Source organism: Pseudoalteromonas sp. SWYJZ19, from assembly GCF_015864375.1.
In the GTDB taxonomy this organism is placed as follows: Bacteria; Pseudomonadota; Gammaproteobacteria; order Enterobacterales; family Alteromonadaceae; genus Pseudoalteromonas; species Pseudoalteromonas arctica.
In genome coordinates, this window is record NZ_JADYXI010000003.1 from 275,035 (window position 1) to 299,821 (window position 24,787).

General features: G+C 38.4%; 17 protein-coding genes. 7 read left to right on the forward strand and 10 right to left on the reverse strand.

From position 1 onward, the window contains the following. Positions 1 to 2: 2 nt before the first annotated feature. The 3 genes from I6F45_RS05025 to I6F45_RS05035 are packed head-to-tail and all read right to left on the reverse strand — an operon-like array spanning position 3 to position 5,150. A complete protein-coding gene (locus tag I6F45_RS05025) occupies positions 3 to 4,505 on the reverse strand; it encodes an EAL domain-containing protein (protein WP_197159808.1) in 4,503 nt (1,500 codons plus the stop codon). A gap of 25 nt (positions 4,506 to 4,530) precedes the next feature. Then, a complete protein-coding gene (locus I6F45_RS05030) occupies positions 4,531 to 4,932 on the reverse strand; it encodes a GNAT family N-acetyltransferase (protein WP_010553303.1) in 402 nt (133 codons plus the stop codon). Positions 4,933 to 4,946: 14 nt separating this feature from the next. Next, entirely contained in the window at positions 4,947 to 5,150 is a 204-nt protein-coding gene (locus I6F45_RS05035) for a DUF3283 family protein (protein ID WP_002962585.1), read from the reverse strand. Positions 5,151 to 5,268: 118 nt separating this feature from the next. On the opposite strand from I6F45_RS05035, the gene I6F45_RS05040 reads away from it, so the two are divergent. Continuing rightward, positions 5,269 to 5,967 carry a substrate-binding periplasmic protein gene (locus I6F45_RS05040; protein WP_197159810.1) on the forward strand — a complete coding sequence of 233 codons (699 nt, stop codon included), beginning with the start codon at positions 5,269 to 5,271 and terminating at the stop codon, positions 5,965 to 5,967. Here the strand turns inward: I6F45_RS05040 and I6F45_RS05045 are convergent. Continuing rightward, positions 5,964 to 6,209 (reverse strand): DUF1289 domain-containing protein, encoded by a 246-nt coding sequence (locus I6F45_RS05045; RefSeq protein ID WP_007586940.1) that lies wholly within the window; start codon positions 6,207 to 6,209, stop codon positions 5,964 to 5,966. The genes I6F45_RS05040 and I6F45_RS05045 overlap by 4 nt on opposite strands. A 105-nt stretch (positions 6,210 to 6,314) precedes the next feature. Then, a complete protein-coding gene (locus tag I6F45_RS05050; RefSeq protein ID WP_024590668.1) occupies positions 6,315 to 7,448 on the reverse strand; it encodes a 1-acyl-sn-glycerol-3-phosphate acyltransferase in 1,134 nt (377 codons plus the stop codon). A 387-nt stretch (positions 7,449 to 7,835) separates the two neighbouring features. Here I6F45_RS05050 and I6F45_RS05055 point away from each other — a divergent pair, with 387 nt between their 5' ends. Continuing rightward, a complete protein-coding gene (locus I6F45_RS05055; protein ID WP_007586942.1) occupies positions 7,836 to 8,780 on the forward strand; it encodes a D-2-hydroxyacid dehydrogenase in 945 nt (314 codons plus the stop codon). A 185-nt stretch (positions 8,781 to 8,965) separates the two neighbouring features. Beyond that, a complete protein-coding gene (locus I6F45_RS05060; RefSeq protein ID WP_007586943.1) occupies positions 8,966 to 9,346 on the forward strand; it encodes a DUF3192 domain-containing protein in 381 nt (126 codons plus the stop codon). Positions 9,347 to 9,412: 66 nt separating this feature from the next. On the opposite strand, the gene I6F45_RS05065 is transcribed toward I6F45_RS05060, so the two are convergent. Genes I6F45_RS05065 through I6F45_RS05075 form a run of 3 tightly spaced genes read right to left on the reverse strand, consistent with a single transcriptional unit; the run spans position 9,413 to position 15,554 of the window. Beyond that, on the reverse strand, positions 9,413 to 10,312 hold the full coding sequence (locus I6F45_RS05065; protein ID WP_007581985.1) for a diguanylate cyclase: 900 nt from the start codon (positions 10,310 to 10,312) through the stop codon (positions 9,413 to 9,415). Beyond that, the gene (locus I6F45_RS05070; RefSeq protein WP_197159812.1) at positions 10,296 to 14,105 is read right to left on the reverse strand and encodes a PAS domain-containing hybrid sensor histidine kinase/response regulator; all 3,810 of its coding nucleotides are present in this window, start codon (positions 14,103 to 14,105) and stop codon (positions 10,296 to 10,298) included. The genes I6F45_RS05065 and I6F45_RS05070 overlap by 17 nt, the downstream gene beginning before the upstream one ends. Before the next feature lie 51 nt (positions 14,106 to 14,156). After that, complete coding sequence (locus tag I6F45_RS05075; protein WP_010553307.1) at positions 14,157 to 15,554, reverse strand: PhoH family protein; 1,398 nt, start codon at positions 15,552 to 15,554, stop codon at positions 14,157 to 14,159. A 305-nt stretch (positions 15,555 to 15,859) separates the two neighbouring features. Here I6F45_RS05075 and rapA point away from each other — a divergent pair, with 305 nt between their 5' ends. Next, positions 15,860 to 18,754 carry an RNA polymerase-associated protein RapA gene (gene rapA, locus I6F45_RS05080; RefSeq protein ID WP_024609042.1) on the forward strand — a complete coding sequence of 965 codons (2,895 nt, stop codon included), beginning with the start codon at positions 15,860 to 15,862 and terminating at the stop codon, positions 18,752 to 18,754. A 335-nt stretch (positions 18,755 to 19,089) separates the two neighbouring features. Further along, a complete protein-coding gene (locus tag I6F45_RS05085) occupies positions 19,090 to 19,863 on the forward strand; it encodes a YggN family protein (RefSeq protein ID WP_007581974.1) in 774 nt (257 codons plus the stop codon). Positions 19,864 to 19,961: 98 nt separating this feature from the next. Here I6F45_RS05085 and I6F45_RS05090 read toward each other — a convergent pair whose 3' ends face one another. Beyond that, on the reverse strand, positions 19,962 to 22,391 hold the full coding sequence (locus I6F45_RS05090) for a zinc-dependent metalloprotease (RefSeq protein WP_197159814.1): 2,430 nt from the start codon (positions 22,389 to 22,391) through the stop codon (positions 19,962 to 19,964). A gap of 154 nt (positions 22,392 to 22,545) precedes the next feature. Here I6F45_RS05090 and I6F45_RS05095 point away from each other — a divergent pair, with 154 nt between their 5' ends. Continuing rightward, positions 22,546 to 23,514 carry a class 1 fructose-bisphosphatase gene (locus I6F45_RS05095; RefSeq protein ID WP_197159816.1) on the forward strand — a complete coding sequence of 323 codons (969 nt, stop codon included), beginning with the start codon at positions 22,546 to 22,548 and terminating at the stop codon, positions 23,512 to 23,514. Positions 23,515 to 23,610: 96 nt separating this feature from the next. On the opposite strand, the gene I6F45_RS05100 is transcribed toward I6F45_RS05095, so the two are convergent. Next, positions 23,611 to 23,937 carry a hypothetical protein gene (locus I6F45_RS05100; RefSeq protein ID WP_197159818.1) on the reverse strand — a complete coding sequence of 109 codons (327 nt, stop codon included), beginning with the start codon at positions 23,935 to 23,937 and terminating at the stop codon, positions 23,611 to 23,613. A 43-nt stretch (positions 23,938 to 23,980) separates the two neighbouring features. Between I6F45_RS05100 and I6F45_RS05105 the strand changes: the two genes are divergently transcribed. Continuing rightward, the gene (locus I6F45_RS05105) at positions 23,981 to 24,340 is read left to right on the forward strand and encodes a DUF5522 domain-containing protein (protein WP_197119801.1); all 360 of its coding nucleotides are present in this window, start codon (positions 23,981 to 23,983) and stop codon (positions 24,338 to 24,340) included. Positions 24,341 to 24,787 lie beyond the last annotated feature (447 nt).

Below are 24,787 nucleotides of genomic sequence, written 5' to 3' on the forward strand. Positions count from 1 at the left end.
TATTAATTAAATATATCACTCCAATTGCGATTAATAAGCGGTAGTACTTCGGTATTAGGTACCGGTTTACTAAATAAGTACCCTTGAAAATGCATGCATCCTCGCGCCTTTAAAAAGGCGAGTTGGTGCGAGCTTTCTACGCCTTCAGCTACACATTCTTTACCTAAACTATCTGCAAGCGCGAGTATTGATTGAATAATAGCTTCATCGTCAGAATCTATGCCTATGTCTTGTACAAAGCTTCTATCTATTTTTAATACATCAATAGGAAAACGCTTTAAATAAGTAAGCGATGCGTAACCCGTACCAAAATCATCCATGTACAATCTACAGCCCAACTTTTTAAGTTGTTCCATGCTGTGTAGCGCTTCTTTTGAATCACGCATTAATATTGATTCGGTTATTTCAAAAACAATTGCCTCAGACGACACTCCTGAATTACTTAACGCTTTTTTAATTTCAGGAACAAGATCTTTAAACTCAAAATCAAGAGCCGATAAATTAATAGATAAATACAGGCTAGGTGAGGCTTTTCGCCACTCTTTTAGCTCTAATAAAGCGCGCGCAAAAGTCTGCAGCATAATTTTTGTAATTAGGCCTATACCTTCTGCTGCCACCGAAAACTCTTGAGTTTGCACAAGCTTATTTTCAGGCCAACGCAGCAGTACTTCAAAGCCTTCTGTTTTTTGACTTTCAGCGTTAATGATAGGCTGGTAGTAATTACAAAATTCTTCTTCTTGATACGCTTTAGTTAGCTGAGACTCAAGATGCAACGCTCTTTGAACATGCTGATTCATCTCTTGCTTATAAAACTGATAACGGCCCTCCAAAGAGTCTTTTGCATGATATAACGCTATGCTCGCAGCTTTTAAAAGCGCAGAGCCTTGCTGTGCATCATCTGGTGATATAGACACACCAATACTTAAATTAACGTTTACAACTTGGCCATTAATCGTAATATTTTGATTCACACAATCCATCAACTTAGTGCATATAATGAGTACTTGTTCGATTTGCTGAATATCTTCCACCAGTACTACAAATTCATCGCCACCAAATCGAGCAACACTATCAGATGGACGCAAGGAGCATTTTAAACGCTCAGCGACTTCTTTAATTAGCTCATCAGCAACTGCATGCCCCAAAGAGTCATTAAAGTATTTAAAACGCTTAATATTTATATGTAATAAAGCGACTTTACATTCGTGAAATTTTGCTTGCTCAAGGGCGTGTTCAACGCGGTCATTAAATAATGTACGATTTGGCAACCCTGTTAAGGCATCGTAGTTGGCCAATAAGTGCAGCTCGTTTTCGGCTGATTTTTGTGCATTTATATCGGTTAAAATAATGACATAGCTATTAAGGCGCTGTTCGTTATCCGCCACTGCACTTATTTTCACAAGTACATGACGCGACTCACCACTTGCTAAAACTACACTGTCTTCACACGAAAAGTGCTCTCCAATAGATAGCTTTTGCATTATGCGTAAATAATCAAAACGATTGCTGCGCGATATACCTAAATTTAATGCTCGACTAGATAACGACTCAGCAGAGAAGTTAAAGGCGGTTTGCAGTGATTTATTAGAAGCCCGAATATTTAAATTTTTATCGAGGATAAACACCCAATCACGTGTTTGCTCAAATGCTGCCGTAAATAGTAAAGCGTGTTCTTCAAACACCATCTCACGGGTCATATTTGTGTAGGTACCCGCTACTTTTTGTGGCGTTTTATCATCCCATTCAACGACTTTTCCAAAATCCTTATACCAGCGCCAATAGCCTTTTGCATGGCGCAGGCGGTAGGTACAATTAAAGTAACCTTTATCGGTAGATAAAAACTCAAGCCACTCTAAGCGAAATAGCTGTTTATCTTGCGGATGAATTTTAGATAAATATTCATCAAGGCTCACGGTTTCATTTTCGTAGCCTAACTCACTCGCTAAGCGAGGTTGGTAAATACTTGGATTGCTTGATTCCCAATCCCAAACACCCGATTCGCTACCTTCAAGCGCTAGCTTTAGACGGGCTTCGCTTTCTTTACTTTCTTTATTTGCTGCCAATAAAATACGCTGAATTTTATTACGGCGCATAACCCACATAGCAACAAAGCCAATAAACAGCATGCCGTAAAGCACCATAAAATAAGGTGCACGCCAAAGCGGATACTTTACTTTTATTTTTAAAATAGCAGGCGAGGTATATTCGCCAGTCAGGGGGTCTTTAGCCCAAACTTTTAATTGATAATTACCTGGATTCAATTTTGGAAACAATACACGGTTGTTATTTCGGGTATAACTTTTTTGTCCGTTATCAAGTTGATACTCATAAATGATGCGTTCTTGATTACTAAATGCCATGGCCGAAAATGCAACTTCAAGCCCTATATCATCATGGTTTAAAACAACCTCGTTGAGCGGTTGTTTTAAATCAAGCGATAAATCTCGTGACATTAAATCTACTCGCGTAATATTTACGTGATCAATAAGCGATTGATAATTTTGGTTCTCCATTGGATGAAAGTAGGTAAAGCCTTTTAAGCTACCATACGCAATATGGCCATCTTTAAGCTGTGCCATGGCGTTGCTATTAAACTCAGCAGAGAGTAGCCCTTCTGATGTAGAAAATTGCTGAAAATGAAGTGTTTCTGGGTTTAATCGCCAAATGCCTTTATGGCTACTCATCCAGATCATGCCATCATCATCTAGCACCATATCGTATAGCAGAGTGCCTAATTTATTCCTCTCTAAATCGATTGTATGGACTAATTGATAAGTAGATGCGTCAAGGCCTATTAAGCCGAAATTAGAAAGTGATATCCACAATATATTGTTGTTATCAATTAAGTAAGAAAGCACACTAATGGCTACGTTTTCATGCTGTTTTGGCACTTTATAAATCATTTTAAGTGCTAAATCACTTGGGTTTACTTGGTATAAAATACCGGCATTAAAAAATAATGGTGAATCTGGTTTATTGCTCAGCGCAGGTAAAAAGCCATGGGCTAAAAAGGGTTCAAATTGATCAAACTGACCACCCAAACGCGTTATTACTTGAGAATCTATATTGTATATAAATACCCCATGATCTGAGTGCACAAAGTATAGATCGCCATTTGGCATTAATGTAACGCCATGTACCCTACCGGTAATTAGCTCCTGATTAGCACGGTTATGTACTTTAGGTTCACTAACTTGATGCGTTACAGGGTCAAAAATAAACAAACCACGATTTGTATAAAGCCATAAATTATTTTTATAAGGCGTTATTTCATATACGGTAAACTCAGTGGTGAGTAAGTCGACTTTGTAATCTTTTAAATAAGCTTTACCAATATTTGTTTTTAAATCAACCTCGGTAATACCGTTATGCGTTGCAAGCCAAAGCTTGTCTTTATATTCGGTAATTCCCCAGATAGAGTGATGCGATAAACCATCCCCCCCGAGCAAAGTGCCATCGACATTATTAAAATGGTAGCTGTCATGAGATAAGTAAAACGCACCGTCGGTTTTAGTCGCAACCCACGTACCACCCGATTTATCTTTTGCCATATCAATAATACTGGTATCGGCAAGTGTGTACTTACTTTGGGCTATTCGAGTGTTTTTAATCATCTCCCCGGTGTTTAAATCAAATTTAAACAAGCCTTTGTCGGTAGCTAAATCTATTGTTCCGTGTTCGTTTACTATGCTCCAAACATTTAAATCGCTTAGTAATACTTTACTTTTAAAAGGTAAATCTGGGCGTTCAAACATTTTTGATAAGTTACTAATATCAACTTCGTATAAGCCTTGTACCGCCCCTACTAACAACTGTTTATTTTCACCTAATGCGAAAGACTTAACATTATTTTGGTAAATATGTTCAGCTTCACCTTTTAAATGCTGCAGGGGTCTAACTTGCTCTGTGGCAATATCAAATACGTATGCGCCATGGCTTGTACCTATAAATATATAACCATTGTAAGCAAACAGCTTTCTCACAAGGGTATTTTTATATTTAGCAGGCAGCTCAAAAATAGTTGTGATTTTTCCGGTTGCGATATCAAGCTTTGCAAAATCGCGGCCTCGCCCAATCCAAAGTGTTTTTTTATCAACTGCCACCATACTAAAAACAGACTGATTGATAATTTCTTCTTCACTGGTAGGTTTTTCTAGAAATTGCTGATATGAATCTGTTACGGGGTCGTATCTAAATAGGCCTGCAAGTAAAGAGGCTATCCAAATGTGCCCTTGAGGGTCTTGGTAAATACGATCAATGATCGCTTCTTCTAATTCACCATTAGGGCCGTTTATTGGAATAACTTGATAGCCATCATAACGATTAAGCCCAGCCTCAGTAGAAAGCCAAAGGTAACCATTAGTGTCGATAAGCATTGTATTAACGTAGCTTTGCGATAAGCCTTCGCTTGGAGATAAACGTTTTACTTGTGCGCCTACTTGGCAACTTAGGATAGTTATTAAAACTACAAAGCAACTAATGATCCCATTAACGCATTTACTCATGCTTATTCCATATTATTATTTATTATTATGGGTACTCTAGAGCGACTATATTTCGATGTTTGTAAGTATCAAAAAGTACTTGTAAAGCAAGAGTATATGTTAACACCTGGTTAAAACCAATAGCACAATATAAATCAACTACGTTTTTATATGCGAAGGTATTAATCATCTTATCTTGCGACTTTAAGAGTGTTGATAATAGCTGTTTAGCAACACCTTTACCGCGATGTTCCAGCGCAACAAACACGGTAGATAAAAATAAAAACTCTGTTTTATCTTGCAGCCTACATGCTGCAACTATTTCATTATTATAGTAAGTAACCCATACCTTATCTTGTTTATTAGCCCGTCCTCTTACATTATGTTTTTTATAAAATTTATTAACGAGTGGAACTTTTAGCCCATCCAGCAATTCAACTATATACATTTTTATATCAACACTTAGCTAAGCATTAGCGCTAAATATTGCTCAAATTTTTGCTTCAAAACCATTTGTTCAGCCATTGGACGGCTATGGATTGTATTATAAACTTGCTCTCTCGTTTTTTTATTTCGCTTAATTTGATACGCCCAAAAAGACGCTTCATAATCTAACTGAATTTGGTATTTTTCTTCACGTGGCAATAGGCATAAATTAAAACTCACAATACTTCCTCATTCGCTTTTAAAATTATTTGATTAACCCCGAAACTGGGCAAGAGGTAATCTCCTTGTTATTATACGCGTCTTATTTTATTTATTTCTGTAGTAATTGGAACTGATAATGAATAGACATTTAAGTATCTTGTTATTATTGGTAAATTTATTTTTTAGTGCCTCTTGTTTTAGTCATCAATACAACCTCACTTTTAATCGTCCGCAAAGTACACCACAAGCTGATTATGCCTTAGAGTTATTAAAGTTAGCATACGCAGATATCGGTTTTAAAATACATATAATCGATTTTAGCCACCAAAATGCTTTGCTAGCTGCAAATAATGGCGTACTTGATGGGCAGTTAGGAAGAGATGCAAGCGTTGAAGAAAATTACGAAAACTTAATTAGGGTCGATTATGAGCTCTTTAAGTTTGACTTAGTATTATATAAAAACTGTTTACCTAGCAGTTTAGAACAGCTCGATAGCGTCGCAATTGTTGATGGCTACCCTGTCCAAGAACATTATTTAGCAAGCACACAGTTTGCAGGGAATATTATTAAAGTTAAAAGCATGAATACCCAACTTAATTTGCTTGCTCAGAAAAAAGTACAGGGAGCTTTAATGATTAATTTTATAATGCAAAACAATGAGCTCCCGTCACCTCAAGGTTGCTTTGTAAAAGAAGTGTTGAATACCTATCCGCTTTATCATTATTTAAATAAGCGTAATGAAAACTTGGTAGAAAAGCTTAAAATGTCATTAATTAACTTAACTAACAATGGCACTGTGTACGCACTAAGAGCCAAGTATGGATTAAGCTTTTAAAAGTCGAACCCTTGCTGCTGCGCCTGTGTGCTTGGCACTGCATTTTGCTGCTTTTTTTGAAGATAACGTTTGTAGCGCTGCTGGCACAAACTAAGCACCTTCTTTTTTTGGTCGTTAGTTAAGGTATTCCACGAAAAGCGTTCATCCCGACTACGATAACACCCTTTGCAATACCCTCTGTTATTAACTAAGCAAATACTCTTGCAAGGACTTGGAATATCAAATATTTCAATTTGTTGCATGCATAAGTACCGCCCAGTTGAAGAGGAGGTATTAGTATAGCGTTATTTTTGAGCAAAAAAAAAGCAGCAATTTAATTGCTGCTTAATTTCATTGAGCTGTGAGTATTAATGTTCACAGCTATTAGTATTTATCTCTGTTTTACGGTGAAATGGCTTAGCGTACATAGCTAGCACTAATGGTTTTAACTCTTCAGGTACACAAGCTAAACGTTGTTCAAATGTCGCTGTATCAGGAGAGTCTATTACCGCATCTTTACAACCACCAGCGATGTAATTGCCTGGGTGTAAATAAAACGAATCAACAATTTGCCTATCAATTGTTTTAGCAAGCTCTTCAGCACTATCACATTTAGATTCAATTGGTTGCCCAAATGCTAAATGCACGTGCCCTTTAGCAGTACTAAAGCCTTCAACAATGCTCGCAATATCTTCACCAGCCGATTTAACGTACTCACCATGATGTTGCTTGTGGTAAAGCTCTTTGGCTTTAGCAATTGCACACGGCTCATATTGATAAGAAATAGAAACAGGCACTATTTTTAACTCTTTAATATAATCGCCAAACTCTTTCTTTTGTTTACGCCCATTTAATTGCAGCATCTTTAAAAGCGCAGGATCAGTTTGATCAAAACCGTCTTTTGCACGCCCTTCTTTTTGCGCAATCCAAATAGAATTTCCACCGACCACAGAATCATAAATGTATGACGATAATTGAGTCAGTGCTTTTAACATCTCTTTTGGTGCTTTAGCAGAGCGCTTAACTATAAAGCTTTTATTTAGACGCATAAGCTCAGTAATGTAAGGTATTTGCAATAAATTATCGCCAATAGCAATACGCACTGTTTTCATTTTATGTTGGTATAAACCCCAGTTAACTAATGCAGGATCAAGCACTATGTCTCTGTGGTTTGAAATAAATAAATAGGCCTGGTTAGCATCTAACTGTTCTAACCCAGAAAAGGTAACTTTTGATGTGGTGCGTTTCACTAGTTTATCTAAGTATTGTGCCACTTCATTTTGCACATCTTCAACGGTGCTTACTTTGCCCCATTTTTTGCGTAACTGACTTCTTACCATTGGACGCGCAATAAAAGGCACTGCCGATAAAAAGCGCGGTAAATTATACTTTGCTATTACATCAATAAACGCATCATCGTTAATTAAACGTGTAAGCGACGCCGCAACTTCGTCGTCGTTGTATGGGCGTATATCTGCGTATTTATCTTCTAATTCACTCATTACTACATCTACAATGTTAAAAAACGGTACGCCAAAGCGCACCGTTTATGTCTATATCCGATTATAACTCAGCCAATCTAAAATGCGAAATAACCAAAAAAACGATTTTTATTTTTAGCAACTTGCTTTAAAGCCGAGTTTAATTACCTTCTATGACCATGAGCTTGCTTAAAAGTGCAAAAATCTGATCAGTCTAGCAAAATACCATGTTCTCAATCTGCTAGTGGGCAGACCACTAATACAAAGCCCTCTAATCATTTGGTAGTAATACCATTAACAAAGCCTTTCTTTCGTAGTACCTTAAGCTCGTATTTTAGATTTTTGATGGATCGTAGGCATCTTTTTACGATTTTAACTCTTTCAGATCCACTTATTTTAGGGCTCATAATGAACATTACTATTCTTGATAACGCAACGTTAGCTAAAACGTCTCTTACTGGTATTGAACAACTTGGTAAATTAACGACTTATGAACTTACTAGCCCAGAGCAAGTTATTGAACATTGCCAAGGTGCTGATGTATTAATCACTAATAAAGCCGTTTTAAACCGCGACACTATTAGCAAACTTACACAGCTTAAATTAATTTGTGTAAGTGCAACTGGTACTAATAATGTTGATCTAGAAGCCGCTAAAGAATTTGGTATTGCCGTAACTAATGTAGCTGGCTATTCAACACCTTCTGTTGTTCAACATACGTTTTCTTTAATTACTAACTTACTGGGTAACACACACCGCTATCAGGCGGATTGCCAGCAAGGCGCGTGGCAAAAAAGTGAAATGTTTTGCATACTCGATTACAGCTTTAACGACTTACAAGGTAAAACATTTGCCATTATAGGCGGTGGTACGCTAGGTAAAGGCGTTGCTAAAGTGGCTGAGGCATTTGGCGCAAATGTTATTGTTGCAGAGCGCAAAGGTGTTAAATGTCGCGACGGTCGTACGCCTTTTGAAGACGTCATTAAAACAGCCGATATAATCAGCGTACACTGTCCGCTAACAGATGAAACACGTGATTTAATTGCACTTAATGAGCTTAAAATGATGAAGCCAAGCGCTATAATTATTAATACAGCACGTGGTGGAATTATTAACGAATCCGACTTAGCGACAGCGCTTGAGCAAAACCTAATTGCTGGAGCCGGTGTTGATGTACTAACTAAAGAACCAGCTGAGCTTTCAAACCCACTTGCTAATTACAAAGGTAATAACCTTTTACTTACTCCACATATAGCATGGGCAAGCACCGAATCTATTGTGCGTTTAATTAATGAAGTAAGTTTAAATATTGCTGCATTTAATAAAGGCGAATCACGCAACCGCTTGGTGTAGTGATTTTATTGTAGTAATCAAATAAGCTAAAAAATGGCTGTTTTTACTAATACATTTAATATTTTATTAGATAAAAACAGCTTAACCCACTTAACAAACTGATTAATAACAACTTATAAATATGGTCTACTCTTTGCTTTAATACAGCTAATAACCAATTAAAAATCTTATTAAGGTAAATAAAAATGAAAAAATCACTTTTAGCAGCCGCTTTAATCGCTCCATTTTTAACAGGCTGTGTTATTGCCGTATCAGATGGTGAAGCTGAGACTCATTGGGCTGGTAAGAATTCATCTAGCTGGCAAGCACAACATAAAAATAATCGTGAAGTTATATCAGAGCTAAAAATGGATAGCAGTTACCAATCTGTTTTGACGCAATTAAAAACGCCTAATTTCACAGAGCTATTAAAAAAAGATGACGATGTATACCAAGTACTTTTTTATGTAACTCATAGCAAACATTCAGATTCTAAAACAACGAAAGATGAATGTACGCCACTTGTATTTAAAAATGATAAGTTAGTGGGCATTGGTGAAACCGCTTTAGGTATGATCACGCAGTAACCAATAAAAAATGTTTGATACAAAAACGCCAATATATGAATATTGGCGTTTTTGTATATTAAGTTTTTAGAGTGCAACTATTCTATCTCGCCCTGCATCTTTAGCGGCATATAGGCCTAAATCGGCCTCTTCTAATAACGCTTGCTCAGCATACACTTTACCACTTTGAGTGGTGGCGATACCTATACTAATAGTGATGTGGTCTGCATTTAATGAGCCTTTATGTTCTATATTCAAAGCATTTACAGCATTGCGTAATTTGTTAGCAAACTCCATAGCCTCATGCCTATTCATTCCAGGTAATACAGCTGCAAATTCTTCACCACCATAACGAGCTATAAAGTCACTACCACGTTCACATTGAGCTGCGAGTGCTTGTGCAACATCCTTTAAACATTCATCGCCAGCACGATGTCCGTAGCAATCGTTGTAACGCTTAAAGTGGTCTATATCCATAAGTAACACCGATAGCGGGGTTCCACTGCGTTTACTTCGGCGCCATTCACGAGCTAAGTTTTCGTCTAGGTAGCGTCTATTTGGGATTTCAGTTAAGCCGTCGATTGAGGCTAACATTTCTAGCAGATCATTTTTTTGCTTTATAAGTAACTGGTTACGAACCCTAACACGCACAATAGAAGGGCTAAATGGCTTGGTGATATAATCCATAGCACCGAGCTCTAGGCCCTTAGCTTCGTCGTCATGGCTACGATTAGCTGATATAAATATAACGGGGATCGATTGAGTTATCGGATTTTCTTTAAGTTGCACAAGCACTTCATAGCCGTCAATTCCTGGCATAATCACATCAAGGATAATTAAATCAACTTGCGCAGTTTTTACAAAGGTCAGTGCTTTTTCACCACTTTCAACTAAGAATACGTCGTGTTCTACTTTAAGTGTTTTTTCAAGTACTAATCTGTTGATTGGATCATCATCTACAATAAGTACTTTAGCTCTTTTCGACATCCCTAGCCCCTACCCCTTTTATAAAAACAATTACCTGTTCTAAATGCATAATAAGCTCTTTCAGTGTTATTTCAACAGGCTTGTTAGTTGTTTTAAGTGTTCTTTCACACAATAAAGCGCAGTGAGACAATCGTCTAAAGCCTAAATTACCTGCTACACCTTTTATACTATGCACTAAGCGTACCAAATCATCCTTATTGGTTGTTTCTTCTATTTGCAATAGCTGGGTTTCGCATAAATTAGCAAATTTACCAATCATTGTATTGAGGAGCTTTTCATCCATACTAAACTGCGTTAATGCGAATGATTTTTCAAAAAAGCTTGGTTTAACTAAGTTTAAATCGGCAATTGCATCAATAAGTACCTTAGCAACAACTGGTTTAGTTAAATGCTTATTCATACCGCACTTTAAAGAACGTTCAATATCAGCGGGTTCACAATGAGCCGTTAAAGCAAAAATAGGCAGTTGCTTTGCGTCAAACTGTTGACGAATTAAAGCCGTAGCTTGGCAGCCATCTATTTGCGGCATTTGCACATCCATCAATATTAAGTCAGGCTTTAAAACTTGCAATAATTCCATGCCGATAGATGCGCTTAAAGCAGTAACAACACTTACGTTTGCTTGGCGTAATACACTGCTAATTATTTCTAAATTAAGTTGATTATCATCAATGGCTAATACAAGTAGACCCGATATATCAACTTTAGTTTCAGCAATATTATATATTACGGCATTGGTACTAGCTTTAGGCTGTTGCTGAGAGTTCAAGCTAAATAGCCTTTGTCCCAATGCCGATGCTTTAACGTGATGCGCAGCTAAATGCTCACTTGTTGGTAAATTAAGTGTGTGCTGATGATTAATAATAATTACCGATGTTTCTTTAGCTGATAACGAATCATTAATTGCTTCAACATTTAAAAGTGCAGGTAAATCGGCCGCATCGATTATTATTTGCTGAGTATTGGAGAGCTTAATTGGGTATTTGAGTACTTCATCTAAATTAATATTAGCAAGCTTTGCATAAGCATTTGTTACTTGCTTAAGCTCTTTACTTTGATCCGATAAAATAGCCAATGTATTAGTCGGTAACATCGTATTTTTAGTGGTATCAACCAAAAAGCTAACGCTGAAGTAAAACTCACAGCCATGGCCTTTTTTACTCTTTAAAGCAATCTCCCCTCCCATTAATGACACCGCATGTTTAACAATCGCTAAACCTAACCCAACACCATGATGTATACGTGTTGAAGACTCATCACCTTGCGTAAAGGCGTCAAATAAACGCCTTTGATCGGCTTCATCTATACCCATCCCCGTATCAATTACTTTAAAGCAAATGTGTTGCTGCTCTAGGCTATCGCTTTCAATAAGTTCCATTTTTAAAGTGATAGAACCTGTTTTCGTAAACTTAACAGCATTTGTTAATAAGTTACCTAATATTTGCTGTAAACGTATACTGTCGCATATCAAATCAGTCGCTATTAACGGGTCAATATCAATAACAAATTCAATACCTTTTCCTTCGCACAATGGAGCCGTTAAACTTTCACAAATATCCACCAGCTCAACCATGCTAAAAGATGCTTGTTTTAAATCGGTTTGCGAACTTTCTATGCGTGCAAAATCAAGCATTCTATTGAGCATTAGCAACAAGCTTTGTGCTGCATGCTTAGCTTGATCCGTTTGTTGTAATTGCTTTTGCGTTAATCCTTGCTCAATAAGCATATCAAGCAGCCCTAAAACAGCATTAAGAGGAGTGCGTATTTCATGACTTAAATTGGCTATAAAGCGACTTTTAGCAAGGGTTGCTCGTTCGGCATCTAGTTTCGATTTAGTTAATGCGCTCACATCCTGAATGTGAATAACGTAATAAGCTGGGTCGCGGTTTTCATCCCATACAAGCGATACACTCAGTTGCAACCAACTTGTTAAGCGCCCTTGAGCAAGCGTTAAGTGGTATACGCGTTTTTTGTCATCTAGCAATTGCGCTAAAGTGCTTTTTATTTGCTGCCATTGAGTATCGTCAAACAATGCTTTTAACTGCTCACCAACCAGTACTGGCTGTTCAGAAAACTGCTTTCTTGCCGCTTTATTTACTTGTAATATTGTGTGCTCAAGCGAGAGTAAAACCACACAGTTAGCCGCAAATTCAATCGCACTTCTAAATTTAGATTCTGATGCTTTTAAGGCCAATAATGCTTGTTGCTGTTCGGTAATATCGCGACCAATACCCATAGTCCCCAACAGATGTTGGTGCTCGTTATAAAAAGGTGCAATAGTAAGTTGATACGTTTTTTTATCGGTTTCTATTCGCTGTTCAACACTGTTTCTATTTTGTAATACTTGTTTTTCAAGCGCATTTATTTGTTGATCGTTATCACCTAAATCATCTACATATTTACCGACTAATGCAGTTTGATCTTTACCGATGTACGCCTCAAATGCTTTATTGCATCCTAAGAATGATCCATCAATATTTTTAAAATAAATAAGATCTGGCACACTGTTTAGCATAGTGTTGAGCAAAGCCAAGTGGCGCTCTTTTGCTTCGTAACTGCGGCTTAGTTTTTCTGATTGCAACTGAACCTGGTCGTCCAGAGCTTTATTTGCACTTTGTAATGAATCAACTAACTGTTTGTTTTTAGTAAATACACGCTTCACTTTAGAAAACCAAGGCTGCCAGCTCAGCGGTACTTTATAATCGAGCTGCACTTCTTGCTGTGTACCGTTACTCTCTAGGTACGACATTAAGTGAGTCATTGGCTTAATAAAAATGCGCTGACTTAACCAAAAAAACACACCAAACATAATACTTAAAAATAGCGTTAAAAATGCAAACTCTAATAGTATTTCATACTTAATTGGGCTTATTAATTGAGGTTTGTGCTCGTAAAATGCTGCGTGAATAGGTAACTCATCCATAGGCTGCATAAAGTAATTACTATCACTAGTTAATACTGTTTTTTTACTATGGTGCAGGGCCAAATCAGGCCAATAATTTTTTAATGCTGTTGCTTGCTCTATTAACTGTTTAGAGCTGGCGATAACTTGATGTGATTGGTTCATAAAAACATATTCACCACTGTTCGGTGAAACCTTTTTTAACCACCCAGAAATTGCCTGAACATCATAAATCAAAATAATGTAATCGGCTGAGCCAGTGCTTCGTTGTCGGCCAATAGCAAAATACGATTTATCATTCACTTTAACAATGGGACTTGAAGTAAGTTTGTTTGGTGAAAATTTTGGCTTGAATTTTCCATTTAGAATTTCAGTAAGCATTAAACTTTGGCTTTTGTTGCGCCTGCTTACATAAGCAAAACCATTATTATCAACATACGCTACACCCGATAACGACTGCATTAATGCAAGCGTTGTATTAAACGAAGGCCCTAATGTAATAGCCTGCTGCCACTGCATTAATGCCTTAGCAGATAACGCAAACTCCCCCTTACCTACAATTTCAGTGCCTTGCTCACTAAAGTGACGGTAATAGTAACCATCATATTGATTTATGCCCTCGAGTAAGCTTTGGTTTATTTTTGGATAGGTCGTTTGTTCGTATAAGCTAAACATGGTGGTGAGTAGATTACTCACCGACTCCATCCCGTGAGTAACCTGTGCTGAAACATTCGTAAAATCGGCTTCGCGTTTTTCAACCGTCCGCTCAAGCTTTATATTATATAAGTGCAAGCACAGTAAAAAAGCGACAATCAATGGCACTAAAAGCGCAATAAATAATGAACGATAATAATGCTTCAGAGGTAAAAAATTCAATGTACTGCCTGCCATTTGGCTCGAAAATCAATCGATAGACTATCGAGCCAATTTGTTAAGCGCAAGTTATAAATTTTCTTCTGCAAATGACGCTAAGCGACTACGTACAACACCGTTGAGGTTTATAGTTGCGCTGCCTTCAAAGTTTTTAAAGCGCTCTACTATGTACGTTAAGCCCGATGTTACTGGCGTTAAATAGTTACTATCAATTTGCGCCAAGTTACCCGTACAAATTAATTTAGTACCTTCGCCGCAGCGGGTAATAATCGTTTTAAGTTGAGATGCCGTTAAATTTTGGCTCTCATCTAAAATTACCACCGCATTTTGAATGCTACGCCCACGCATAAAGTTAACCGATTTAAACTGAACATTAGCCTTCTCCATAATGTAGTTTCGGCTTGATATCGGATTTTCGTCGCCTTTGTGCAATACCTCCAGCGTATCGGTAATGGCTGCGAGCCATGGCGCCATTTTTTCCTCTTCGGTGCCTGGTAAAAAGCCAATGGACTCTGCTATTTCTGGCGTATTACGGGTAACTATTACTTTATCGTAAATACCTTTTTCGATGACCATTTCAAGGGCGCTGGCAAGCGCTAACAAGGTTTTACCACACCCCGCAGGGCCGGTTAAAATAACAAGTTCAATACTTGTATCTAGCAGCGCATCAAGCGCCATTCCCTGATAAATATTTTTGGGCTTAACGCCCCATGCTTGTTGATGCATTAAACGCTCAACACCAATATCTTTTAGCGTTATGTGCTCGTCATCGTACGATTTAACACGCGCCGCAAACTGATCCCCTCCATCAAGTAAATATTCATTACAAAATACATCAGGTATTAAGTTTTTAGGCACATGATGAAGCGTATCTCGTCCGTGTTGCTGCGTATTACATTCCCCTACATGGTCCCAAAAATCACCTTCAATTTTTTTATAACCACTAGTGAGTAAGCTGATATCGTCAATAAGTTGATCGGTACGGTAATCCTCAACATATTTAAGCCCTGCGCCTTTGGCCTTTAAACGCATGTTTATGTCTTTTGTTACTAATATAACTTTTGAATCACTGTGCTGCTTTTGTAAATACACGGCGCAATTAATAATACGATGGTCGTTTTCGTTACCCGGCAGACCAGAAATGGAGTCGGCAAATAAATGGTCGTTTACAATAATGAGGGTACCTGCAGAGCTCGCTTTTGCCTTTTTGTTACTCGGCAGCGCCACGCCTTGTAGCATTTGTTCAGGCGTTGCATTTTTAAGTACTTCATCCAATCCACGAATAGCGACGCGCGCATCACGGCTTACGTCGTGTTTTCTGTCTTTTATGTGGTCGAGCTCTTCAAGCACCGTCATCGGAATTACAACGTCATGTTCTTGAAAAGACAAATAAGCGAGGGGTTCGTGAAGTAGTACGTTGGTATCTAGCACATACATTTTACTTTCAAGGTTCGAAGCTTTTTCCATAGCACTTTCCTTACGTTTTATGATTTTTATGCTATACCAAAATAACTAAGTAAAACGGGCAAAACTTAAACCTGCAATACTTAATTGCCAAGGCATAATGTAAGTTTAGTCTATTTGTCATAAAAGTCCGTTTTATTACAAACTGTAATTAGTTTTGATTTACCTAAAAAAGAGTCATAAACAAGTTGTTTTAATAGTAATAATTAACACTTACAAAATTAATTAAAAGTGAGCCAAATAGCGCCTTGCAGTGGTGTTAGCTTACAGGTAACATAGCCGCCTTTTTCATCATAGACGAGACATACATGAATTTTTCCTTAGGTCAGCGTTGGATCAGTGATACAGAGTCAGATTTAGGATTAGGCACAGTTGTTGCCATTGAAGGCCGTCAGGTCAGCATATTATTTCCTGCCAGTGGTGAGAGCCGTGTTTATTCTTCGGCAGAAGCACCTGTTACCCGTGTGGCATTTAATCCTGGCGATGTGATCAAAAGCGTTGAAGAATGGGAATTAGAAGTAGAGTCTATTGAAGTACAAGGCGAGTTACTGTGTTATCACGGCACCCGTGTTGATAACGGCGAAACTGCCAAGCTTAAAGAAACCTTTTTAGATCATTTTATTAAGTTTAATAAACCACAAGATCGTTTATTTGCGGGCCAAGTCGATCGTTTTGATCGCTATACACTTCGCTACCAAACGTGGTTACATAAATTTGAACGTGAACAATCGCCTATTAAAGGCTTAATTGGTCAACGTGCTAATCTTATTCCTCACCAGCTTTACATTGCCCAAGAAGTGGGCAAACGTTTTGCACCACGCGTACTTTTATCAGATGAAGTAGGCCTTGGTAAAACAATTGAAGCGGGCATGATACTACATCAACAAATTATTAGTGGTCGTGCGAGCCGCGTACTTATTGTTGTACCAGAAAATCTACAGCACCAATGGTTAGTAGAAATGCTACGCCGCTTTAACTTACATTTTTCTATTTTTGATGAAGAACGCTGCGACGAAGCGTTTGCAGATTCTCCAAACGTGTTTGATACAGAGCAATTGGTACTTACCAGTCTTGAGTTTTTAACCAAGAAAAAACGCTGGTTTGAACAAGCAACGCTTGCTGATTGGGATTTACTAGTTATAGATGAAGCCCATCACCTAAGTATAAATAACGGCAAGCCAAGCTCAGAATACCAACGTATGGCAGAGCTTAGCCAGGATATTCCGGGCCTTATTTTGCTTACCGCAACGCCTGATCAACTTGGTCACAGCAGCCACTTTGCACGTTTACAGTTACTCGATCCTGACCGTTTTTACGACTACGACGTGTTTAAAGAAGAAGAAGCAAATTATAAAGACGTTGCTGAAGCTGCAAATCAATTACTGCAAGAGCAAGGGCTAGACGACACAGCCAAAGCCACGCTAATTGAGCTATTAAAAGAAACCGATATTACTGATATTCTTGAAAAAGCACAGCAAGGTGATTTACCCGCACGTAAAGAAATACTTAACATGCTGCTCGATCGCCACGGCACAGGTCGTATATTATTCAGAAATAGCCGCAGCGGCATTGATGGCTACCCAAGTCGTAAATTACACGCCTACCCAATGGCATTGCCAAAGCAGTATAAAACGGCTATGTCGGTTCTTGGTAACATGGGCGGCATTCAAAACCCTGAACTAAGTGCACACCGTGCTCTTTTTCCTGAAAAAATATTTCAAGAGTTTGAAGGCGAAAGCGCAAGCTGGGGTCTATTCGATCCACGTGTAGATTGGTTAATCGACACTCTTAAAACGCTTAAGCGCGAAAAAGTACTGCTTATATGTGCTAAAGCTGAAACAGCTATCAGCCTTGAGCAAATACTGCGTGAGCGCGAAGCAATTAAAGCATCGGTATTTCACGAAGGTATGTCTATTATTGAGCGTGACCGCGCTGCTGCATTTTTTGCAGACGAGTACGATAATGCACAAATATTATTGTGTTCAGAAATTGGCTCAGAAGGTCGTAACTTCCAGTTCTCGCATCACTTAGTGTTGTTTGATTTACCATTGAACCCAGATTTACTAGAGCAGCGTATTGGTCGATTAGACCGTATAGGTCAAACACAAGATGTGAACATTCATGTTCCATATTTTGAAAACACCGCTCAAGAAGTATTGCTACGTTGGTACAACGAAGGTCTAGACGCATTCGAATCTACCTCGTCAACAGGCCAAATGCTTTATAAAGAGTTCCGTGATGATCTACTTGAATATATTTCTGCGCATAACTGCGATGAAGACGAACTCGATCCATTACTTGAGCAAGTAGCACAGCAAAATGCAGTACTGCGTAAAAAAATGGAAAGCGGACGAGATCGTTTACTAGAGCTACATTCATCGGGTCAAGGTGCTGCAGATTCACTTGTAGCTGAAATCGAAAAACTCGACAATCAGTTTGAATTACCAAGCTACATGATCAACGTGTTCGACACATTTGGCGTAAGCCAAGAAGATAAAGGCGAAAATACCATTATCTTAAAGCCGACTGAACATATGTTAAACCCATCATTCCCATCGCTTAAAGAAGACGGTATGACCGTTACCTTTGATCGCGACACGGCGCTTTCACAAGAAGACGTGCACTTTGTTAGTTGGGATCACCCAATGGTGCAAGGCACCATGGATATGATTTGTGACGACGACTTTGGTAGCGCATCGGTTGCATTGCTTAAAAACAAAAAGTTACCGCCTGGTACCTTTTTTGTTGAGCTTATTTTTGTTGCAGAAGCAATGGCACCAAAAGTATTACAAGTTGGTCGCTTTTTACCGCCTACACCAATTCGTATATTGCTAGATAAAGCAGGTAATAATTTAGGTGAGAATGTGGCATTTGAAGGCTTTAATCAGCAGTTATCAGCCGTTGGCCGCCAAACAGCAAGTAAACTTGCAGGTGCATTGCAAAGTGCTGTTCACCCTATGATTACTACCGCTAAAGATATGGCACAAGAAAAACTTGAAGTTATTCGTGCAGCGTCGCTTGTTAAAATGCAAACGTCACTCAGTGAAGAGCAAGAACGACTTGTTGCCCTTAAGCAAATTAACCCGAATATTCGCCAAGAAGAAATTACCTTCTACGATAAGCAACGCAACGACCTAACTACGTATATTGAAAAAACGCAGTTACAACTTGATGCAATTCGATTAATAGTAGTTTCACACTAGAGATTTTGGCTTTTAACCGCTAGCCTTTTAAGCTGACTCCAAAGTAAATTTGGAGTCAGCTATTAAAAGCTTAATTAACTAAATAGCTGTATCTATTTAAACTTCATTTTTAAAACCACGTGTTCTTATTTAGATGTGAGCTAACACTACCTATTTAGCTTTATACTAAGTCCTTTGTTGTACTGTTGATTTTACTCAACATAGCCGTATCTAAAAACTCAAGCTGCGCTCTATACAGCTATTGTGTGAGATAGTTGATAGGTTTATTTTCCCTTGCATAAAGTTGTTTTTTTGTTAACCTACTCGCCTTCCATTTTAGTCTTTTTGAGGTGTTTATGGCGTTTCTATCTCGTTCGATATTGGCGTTGTCCATAGCGCTCTCAAGCAGCAGTGTCTTTGCTCAAGCCCAATGCGATGTTGAATTACGTCATGGTTTAATTATTACTGACGATGCGATTCGCATATTAGATAAAGGCCAGACTCGTGTACAAATTAATAACAATAACCAACTATTTATTCGCGGTTATTGGGTTGATTTAAGCGATGACGAAAGCAAAGTACTCGAACAGTTTAGTAATGGTATTCGCCACACAGTCCCCGAATTAGTAAACCTGGCTACCGATGGTGTTAACTTAGGTTTAAGCGCTATTGAACACGTAGTTGAAGGTATGTCAGATAAAGAGCCTGAAGTACTAAAAACACAACTAAAGTATGTAGAGCGCGCGCTAATGGATAAGTTTAAGCGCGGCGATGACTTCTTTTTTATAGCCCCTCAATCACTTTCGCAAATAGATGATTTTTTTACTAAAGAGATCAGCCAGCAAATTCACTCTGCAGTGCATGGATCATTAGGTGCTATTTTGGTATCACTCGGAGATGCGTTTAAATCGCGCGAAGGTAATATAGAAGATCGTATTAACGACATGGGGCAACGCATGGATATTATCTCAAGAGAAATTGATAAATCGCTACAAAAAAAGGCACATCAATTAGAGCTTAAGGCTTCTGAGTATTGCGAATGTTTAAATGCACTCGATGTAACCGAATCTCGCTTACAGGCAATAGTACCGGGTATGGCCGATTACGATTTAGTGCAAATAAAGTCTTAGAGTACGTATTCGTTTTTAGAATAAAATAACACCGAGTATAAATATACTCGGTGTTTTGCTTTATGATTGATTAAAAATAAGCGCTTCTACTTTTTATTCTAAATTGGTGAGCCCGGTGGGATTGGCAGCACTTTAAAGTTGTTTGGCCATTGCCCTTTAATTAAAAACTGATTTACTTGCTCAGCTAAATATTGCTTAAACGCACTCTCGCCAGTACTTGTATGGCTCAGCATTGAGTTTTGGTTAAAGTCTTCACTCAACTTAACTAGGTAGTAACGTAACTGCGCTTGCACTTCAGGGCTTGCACTATCGCTTGCTACTAAATCAGCCATAGCTTTTGCTGTTAAAAATTGCACGCGCTGAGTGATTTTACCTATCATTGTATTAGGCGACGACACGTTAAACACTTGGCTATATAGCTCCTCAAGTAACTCATCTAAACTATAAAAGTCATTACTACGCGCTTGTTGCTGAGCTAAGCGATTTAAACGCTGTGCATTTAATAAAAGCGATAAGCTGTGCTGCACTGCAACCTCGGGTAATGCCATTGCATCGAGCGTTAACCCTGTGCGCCCAACTATGCTCTCGCGCGATTTAGACTCGCCATATGCTTTTGGCGGAATTAGCGATAACACAGATTCAGGAAGTAATAAATTACTTGGCTTAAGTGTTGCAAAAATAGCGTTTACTGCTTCTTGCTGTGTTTTTTTATTAACGACTTGTGCGCCTTTTACGGCTGAGTCACCGCGTGTTTCGTATTCATAATCAACACCGGCTATAAGCTTAACCGCAGCCTCAACCTGAAAACGGTGAAACAGATAAAGCGGGACTAGTTTTTCCTCTAATTGCGATAATGAGTCGCCCGTTTTAATATTATTAATACCAAACTGCGAAAGTGCTTTTTTACGTACGTCGAGTACTCTTAAAAGTTCCTGCGAAGGATTAGTGCCGTTATCCCATAAATGAGCTGTTGGATGCGCGCCACCTTTAGCACGAGCATCACTATCTGATATAAACTCAAGGCCTTTGGCTTTGTTCTCTTTTAAAATAGCAGCAAGTTCTGCGCTTTCATCTTGGTTAGTAAAATCGCTATAGCCATATTTAATTACTTGGGTATCCCACACGCCCATGCCTGTTGCATAGCCGCGCGTTACATCAAGCTTACCTTGTTCATTAAAACTAAGTAGCGGATGTGGGTAATCCATTACTGAGGCTCTATCCCCTACCGATGCTGCAAAGTTATGAGAAATACCTAACGTGTGGCCAATTTCATGTGCGCTTAATTGGCGAATACGATCAAGCGCCATTGCTTGCAAGCTTTTAGCAACTTCATTGCCTTTTAAATAAGGTGCAGCGAGTGCTTCGGCTATTAAAATATCTTGGCGAACACGCAATGAGCCGAGTGTTACGTGCCCTTTAAGTATTTCACCTGTACGTGGGTCGATTACCGAACTACCGTATGACCAACCACGCGTTGCACGGTGTACCCATTGAATGACGTTGTAACGAATATCCATAGGGTCGGCGCTACTTGGCAGTACTTTTACTATAAATGCATTTTTATATCCTGCAGCAGTAAATGCGTCGTTCCACCATTTTCCACCTTCAAGTAAAGCACTTTTAACAGGCTCTGGAACACCAGGATCTAAATAATAAACAATAGGCTCTACAGGCTCGCTAATAGGTAAGCTTGAATCTTTTTTAGTTAAACGATGGCGCGGTATATAACGCACGTACATAGAGTCACCAAGCGGCGCTGCGTAATCTTTATGTTCTATACTCCAAAAACCTGATTGTGGATTAAACTTACGTGGCGTGTAGTTATCATCTGGTAATTGAATAAGTGAATGATGCATGTGCACAGTAAGCGCATAAGGGTCAGCACTTACTTGGCGAACAAACTCACCTGGTTTTGTGCCTTTAAATGTAAGTACGGCTTCAAGCTCGGTGTTTTTTACAAATGCTTTTGAGCGATTCATATAAACAGCACTACGTGACTCATCAAGGCTAAAGTTACCTTGCTTACGTGCAGCAAGCGTGCGGCTTACGCCATGTACGTCACTTAATAAATAAGGCGTGTAGTCAATAAGTACTGTGGCTTTATCTTCTGCGACTACTTTAAAACCAGCGAGTATACTTGATGCAAATGCTTCTTTAATACTTTGCTGTTCAGCCTTATTACTCGTATTAGCACGATAGTAAGTGTTTACAGCGCGTAGCATTACTTTGTCACCAAAACGCTCAAACTGTACAAGGTGAGTATTACCAAGCTGGCCTCTATCAAGGCCTATGTCGTTAGAGCCAATACCGTATGGCAAGCTTTGTTGAAGTAAAAATTGTTGTTCAAACTTATCAACTTTTAAATATACTTTTCCGTTTTGGGTATCGTAAAAGAACGAATAATAGCCCGGAAAATGATTCATTTGCGTAGTAAATTCATCAATTGACTTAATTGCTGCGTGCGCTTGGGTTATGATAGAGCACAGCACAGTAAAGAATATGTAACTTAGTAGTGGTATTTTTTTCATAATCTTATCTTTGTTATTTGTGTTTTAAGTACGATTAGGTGGTCCTATTATAGGGTGCTATTTAAACAATACAGTTATTTAAGACGAATTTCAGCGCTCTAAGCTAATCTCTCTCACATTATGATTGGTTTTAACACGTTATCAGGAAAATAGAATGCGTAGACTCCCTCCAGTATTACTTGAAGATGGTTGTTCAAGAGAACTTTTATCATTAATTCGAACAATTTTAGCGGCATGTAAAGAAATTTCGTTTCGCGTTGGTCAAGGCGCGCTTTCTGGCGTGTTAGGTTCAACACTTGATGAAAACATTCAAGGCGAAACTCAAAAAAAGCTCGATGTATTATCTAATCAGCTGTTAAAAGATATTTTACTGGAATCAGGCACGGTTAAAGCAATCGCGTCTGAAGAAGAAGACTACACAGTAGCAGGTAACCCAGATGCTAAATTTATAGTGGCATTTGACCCACTTGATGGCTCGTCAAATACCGATATTAACTCGCTTGTCGGTACTATATTTTCCATTATGGAAGCGCCTGAAGGTTCTGACGCTGCTGATCAAAGCATTTTTATGCAGCCAGGTCATAAGCAAGTTGCAGCAGGTTACGTACTTTACGGCCCGTCAACTATGCTTGCGCTGACTACAGGTAAAGGCACGCGCATGTTTACCCTTGATAAAACACAAGGCAGCTTTTTACTTACACAAGATTTTGCAAGTATTCCTGCTGATACAAACGAATTTGCCATTAATACGTCTAACCAACGCCATTGGCAACCAGCGATGCAAAACTACATTGATGATTTGCTAGCAGGCGATACTGGCCCTCGCGCTAAAAACTTTAACATGCGCTGGATTGCAGCAATGGTGGGCGATGTGCATCGCGTACTTAGCCGTGGTGGTTTATTTACTTACCCTACCGATACTAAAGATTCTAAAAAACCAAATAAATTACGCTTACTTTACGAAGCAAATCCAATGGCTATGCTAGTAGAACAAGCTGGCGGTATCGCTTCAACCGGTACCGAGCGTATTATGGATATTCAGCCTGATGCAATCCACCAGCGTGTAGCCGTAATTTTAGGTTCTAAAAACGAAGTAGAAACATGCTTGGGATATCATAAATAATCGCTTAAAACGGTAATCCTTAATTGTAAAAAAACCGCATTTAAATTAAATGCGGTTTTTTGTAGGTAAGGTTTTATACCTCGCTTTTGAAACAAATTAAATTTTTACTAACGCAACTATTTGAGCAAGCTTTTGATGATTAAGCTCTCCCATTTGCTCACTATTACTGAGCGCATAAATAACACCTTCATGCTCAGCACAATCAATGTCATCTCGCGATTCAATTACGTTTGCCCAAAGTTCTAAATCATCTAAATCTATTTCGTTACTCAAACATCGCTTTAGCACATCAACTAAAACCTCGTTTGAGAGAGTATAATGAGCTTTATTGCTATCAGCAGCGCTTGAAACGATAACCGATATAGCTTCGTCCCTTTGCTCACCAAATGTAATAAATTCAGCTAATGCTTTTTGTGTATTCATAATATTTGTTATTCTTGGCTCACTGTTACTAAAAAGAATTATAATGACTCAACTTAACTGCGCTCAATGCCACAGTACTCTAACGTGTAATGTAGACGATATATCAGCGTGTTGGTGCAATGAGCTGCCGGCTATTTTACCGCTTGATATCACAGCAACAAGTTGTTTATGCCGCAAGTGCACGCTCAATAAAATAAATACTTTTTTAAAGGGTGTTTATACACAACCTATTAAAACTCAAATAGACTTTGCAAAACAATTTAGAGGTAACGACAATTTAATTGAAGGGCTCGACTACACCATGCAAAGTGGTTACATGATATTTAGTAAGTGGTTTTTTTTAAAGCGTGGTTCGTGCTGCAAAAATGGTTGCAAAAATTGCCCTTATGGTTTTAGAAAATAAAAACCATTTAATACAAATACGAGCAAACATTGGTTTTTACCTTCTCATTTTCTTCTCTTTCACTTCTCCTTGTGAATAATATTTTTAAGTGCAATTATTCACAAAGAGGTTTAGAGGCACTGCGCTTTTAGAGTAAGCGATTGTATAAAAATAGTATTCAAATACGAGTAAGCACTGGTTTTTATCTTCTCATTTTCATCTCTTTCACTTCTCCTTGTGAGTAATATTTTTAAATACTGTTATTCACAAAGAGGTTTAGAGGCGCTGCGTTTTTAGAGTAAGCATTAGTTTTACCTCCTCATTTTCTTCTCTTTCACTTCTCCTTGTCCCCCTGTGTCAGGATAGTTGTCGCCTCTAACTTTTAATAGAGGCAGATAAAATGAGACGTCGATTTACACAAGAATTTAAAGTTCAAGCTGTTGAAAAAGCATTATCTCAATGTGATGA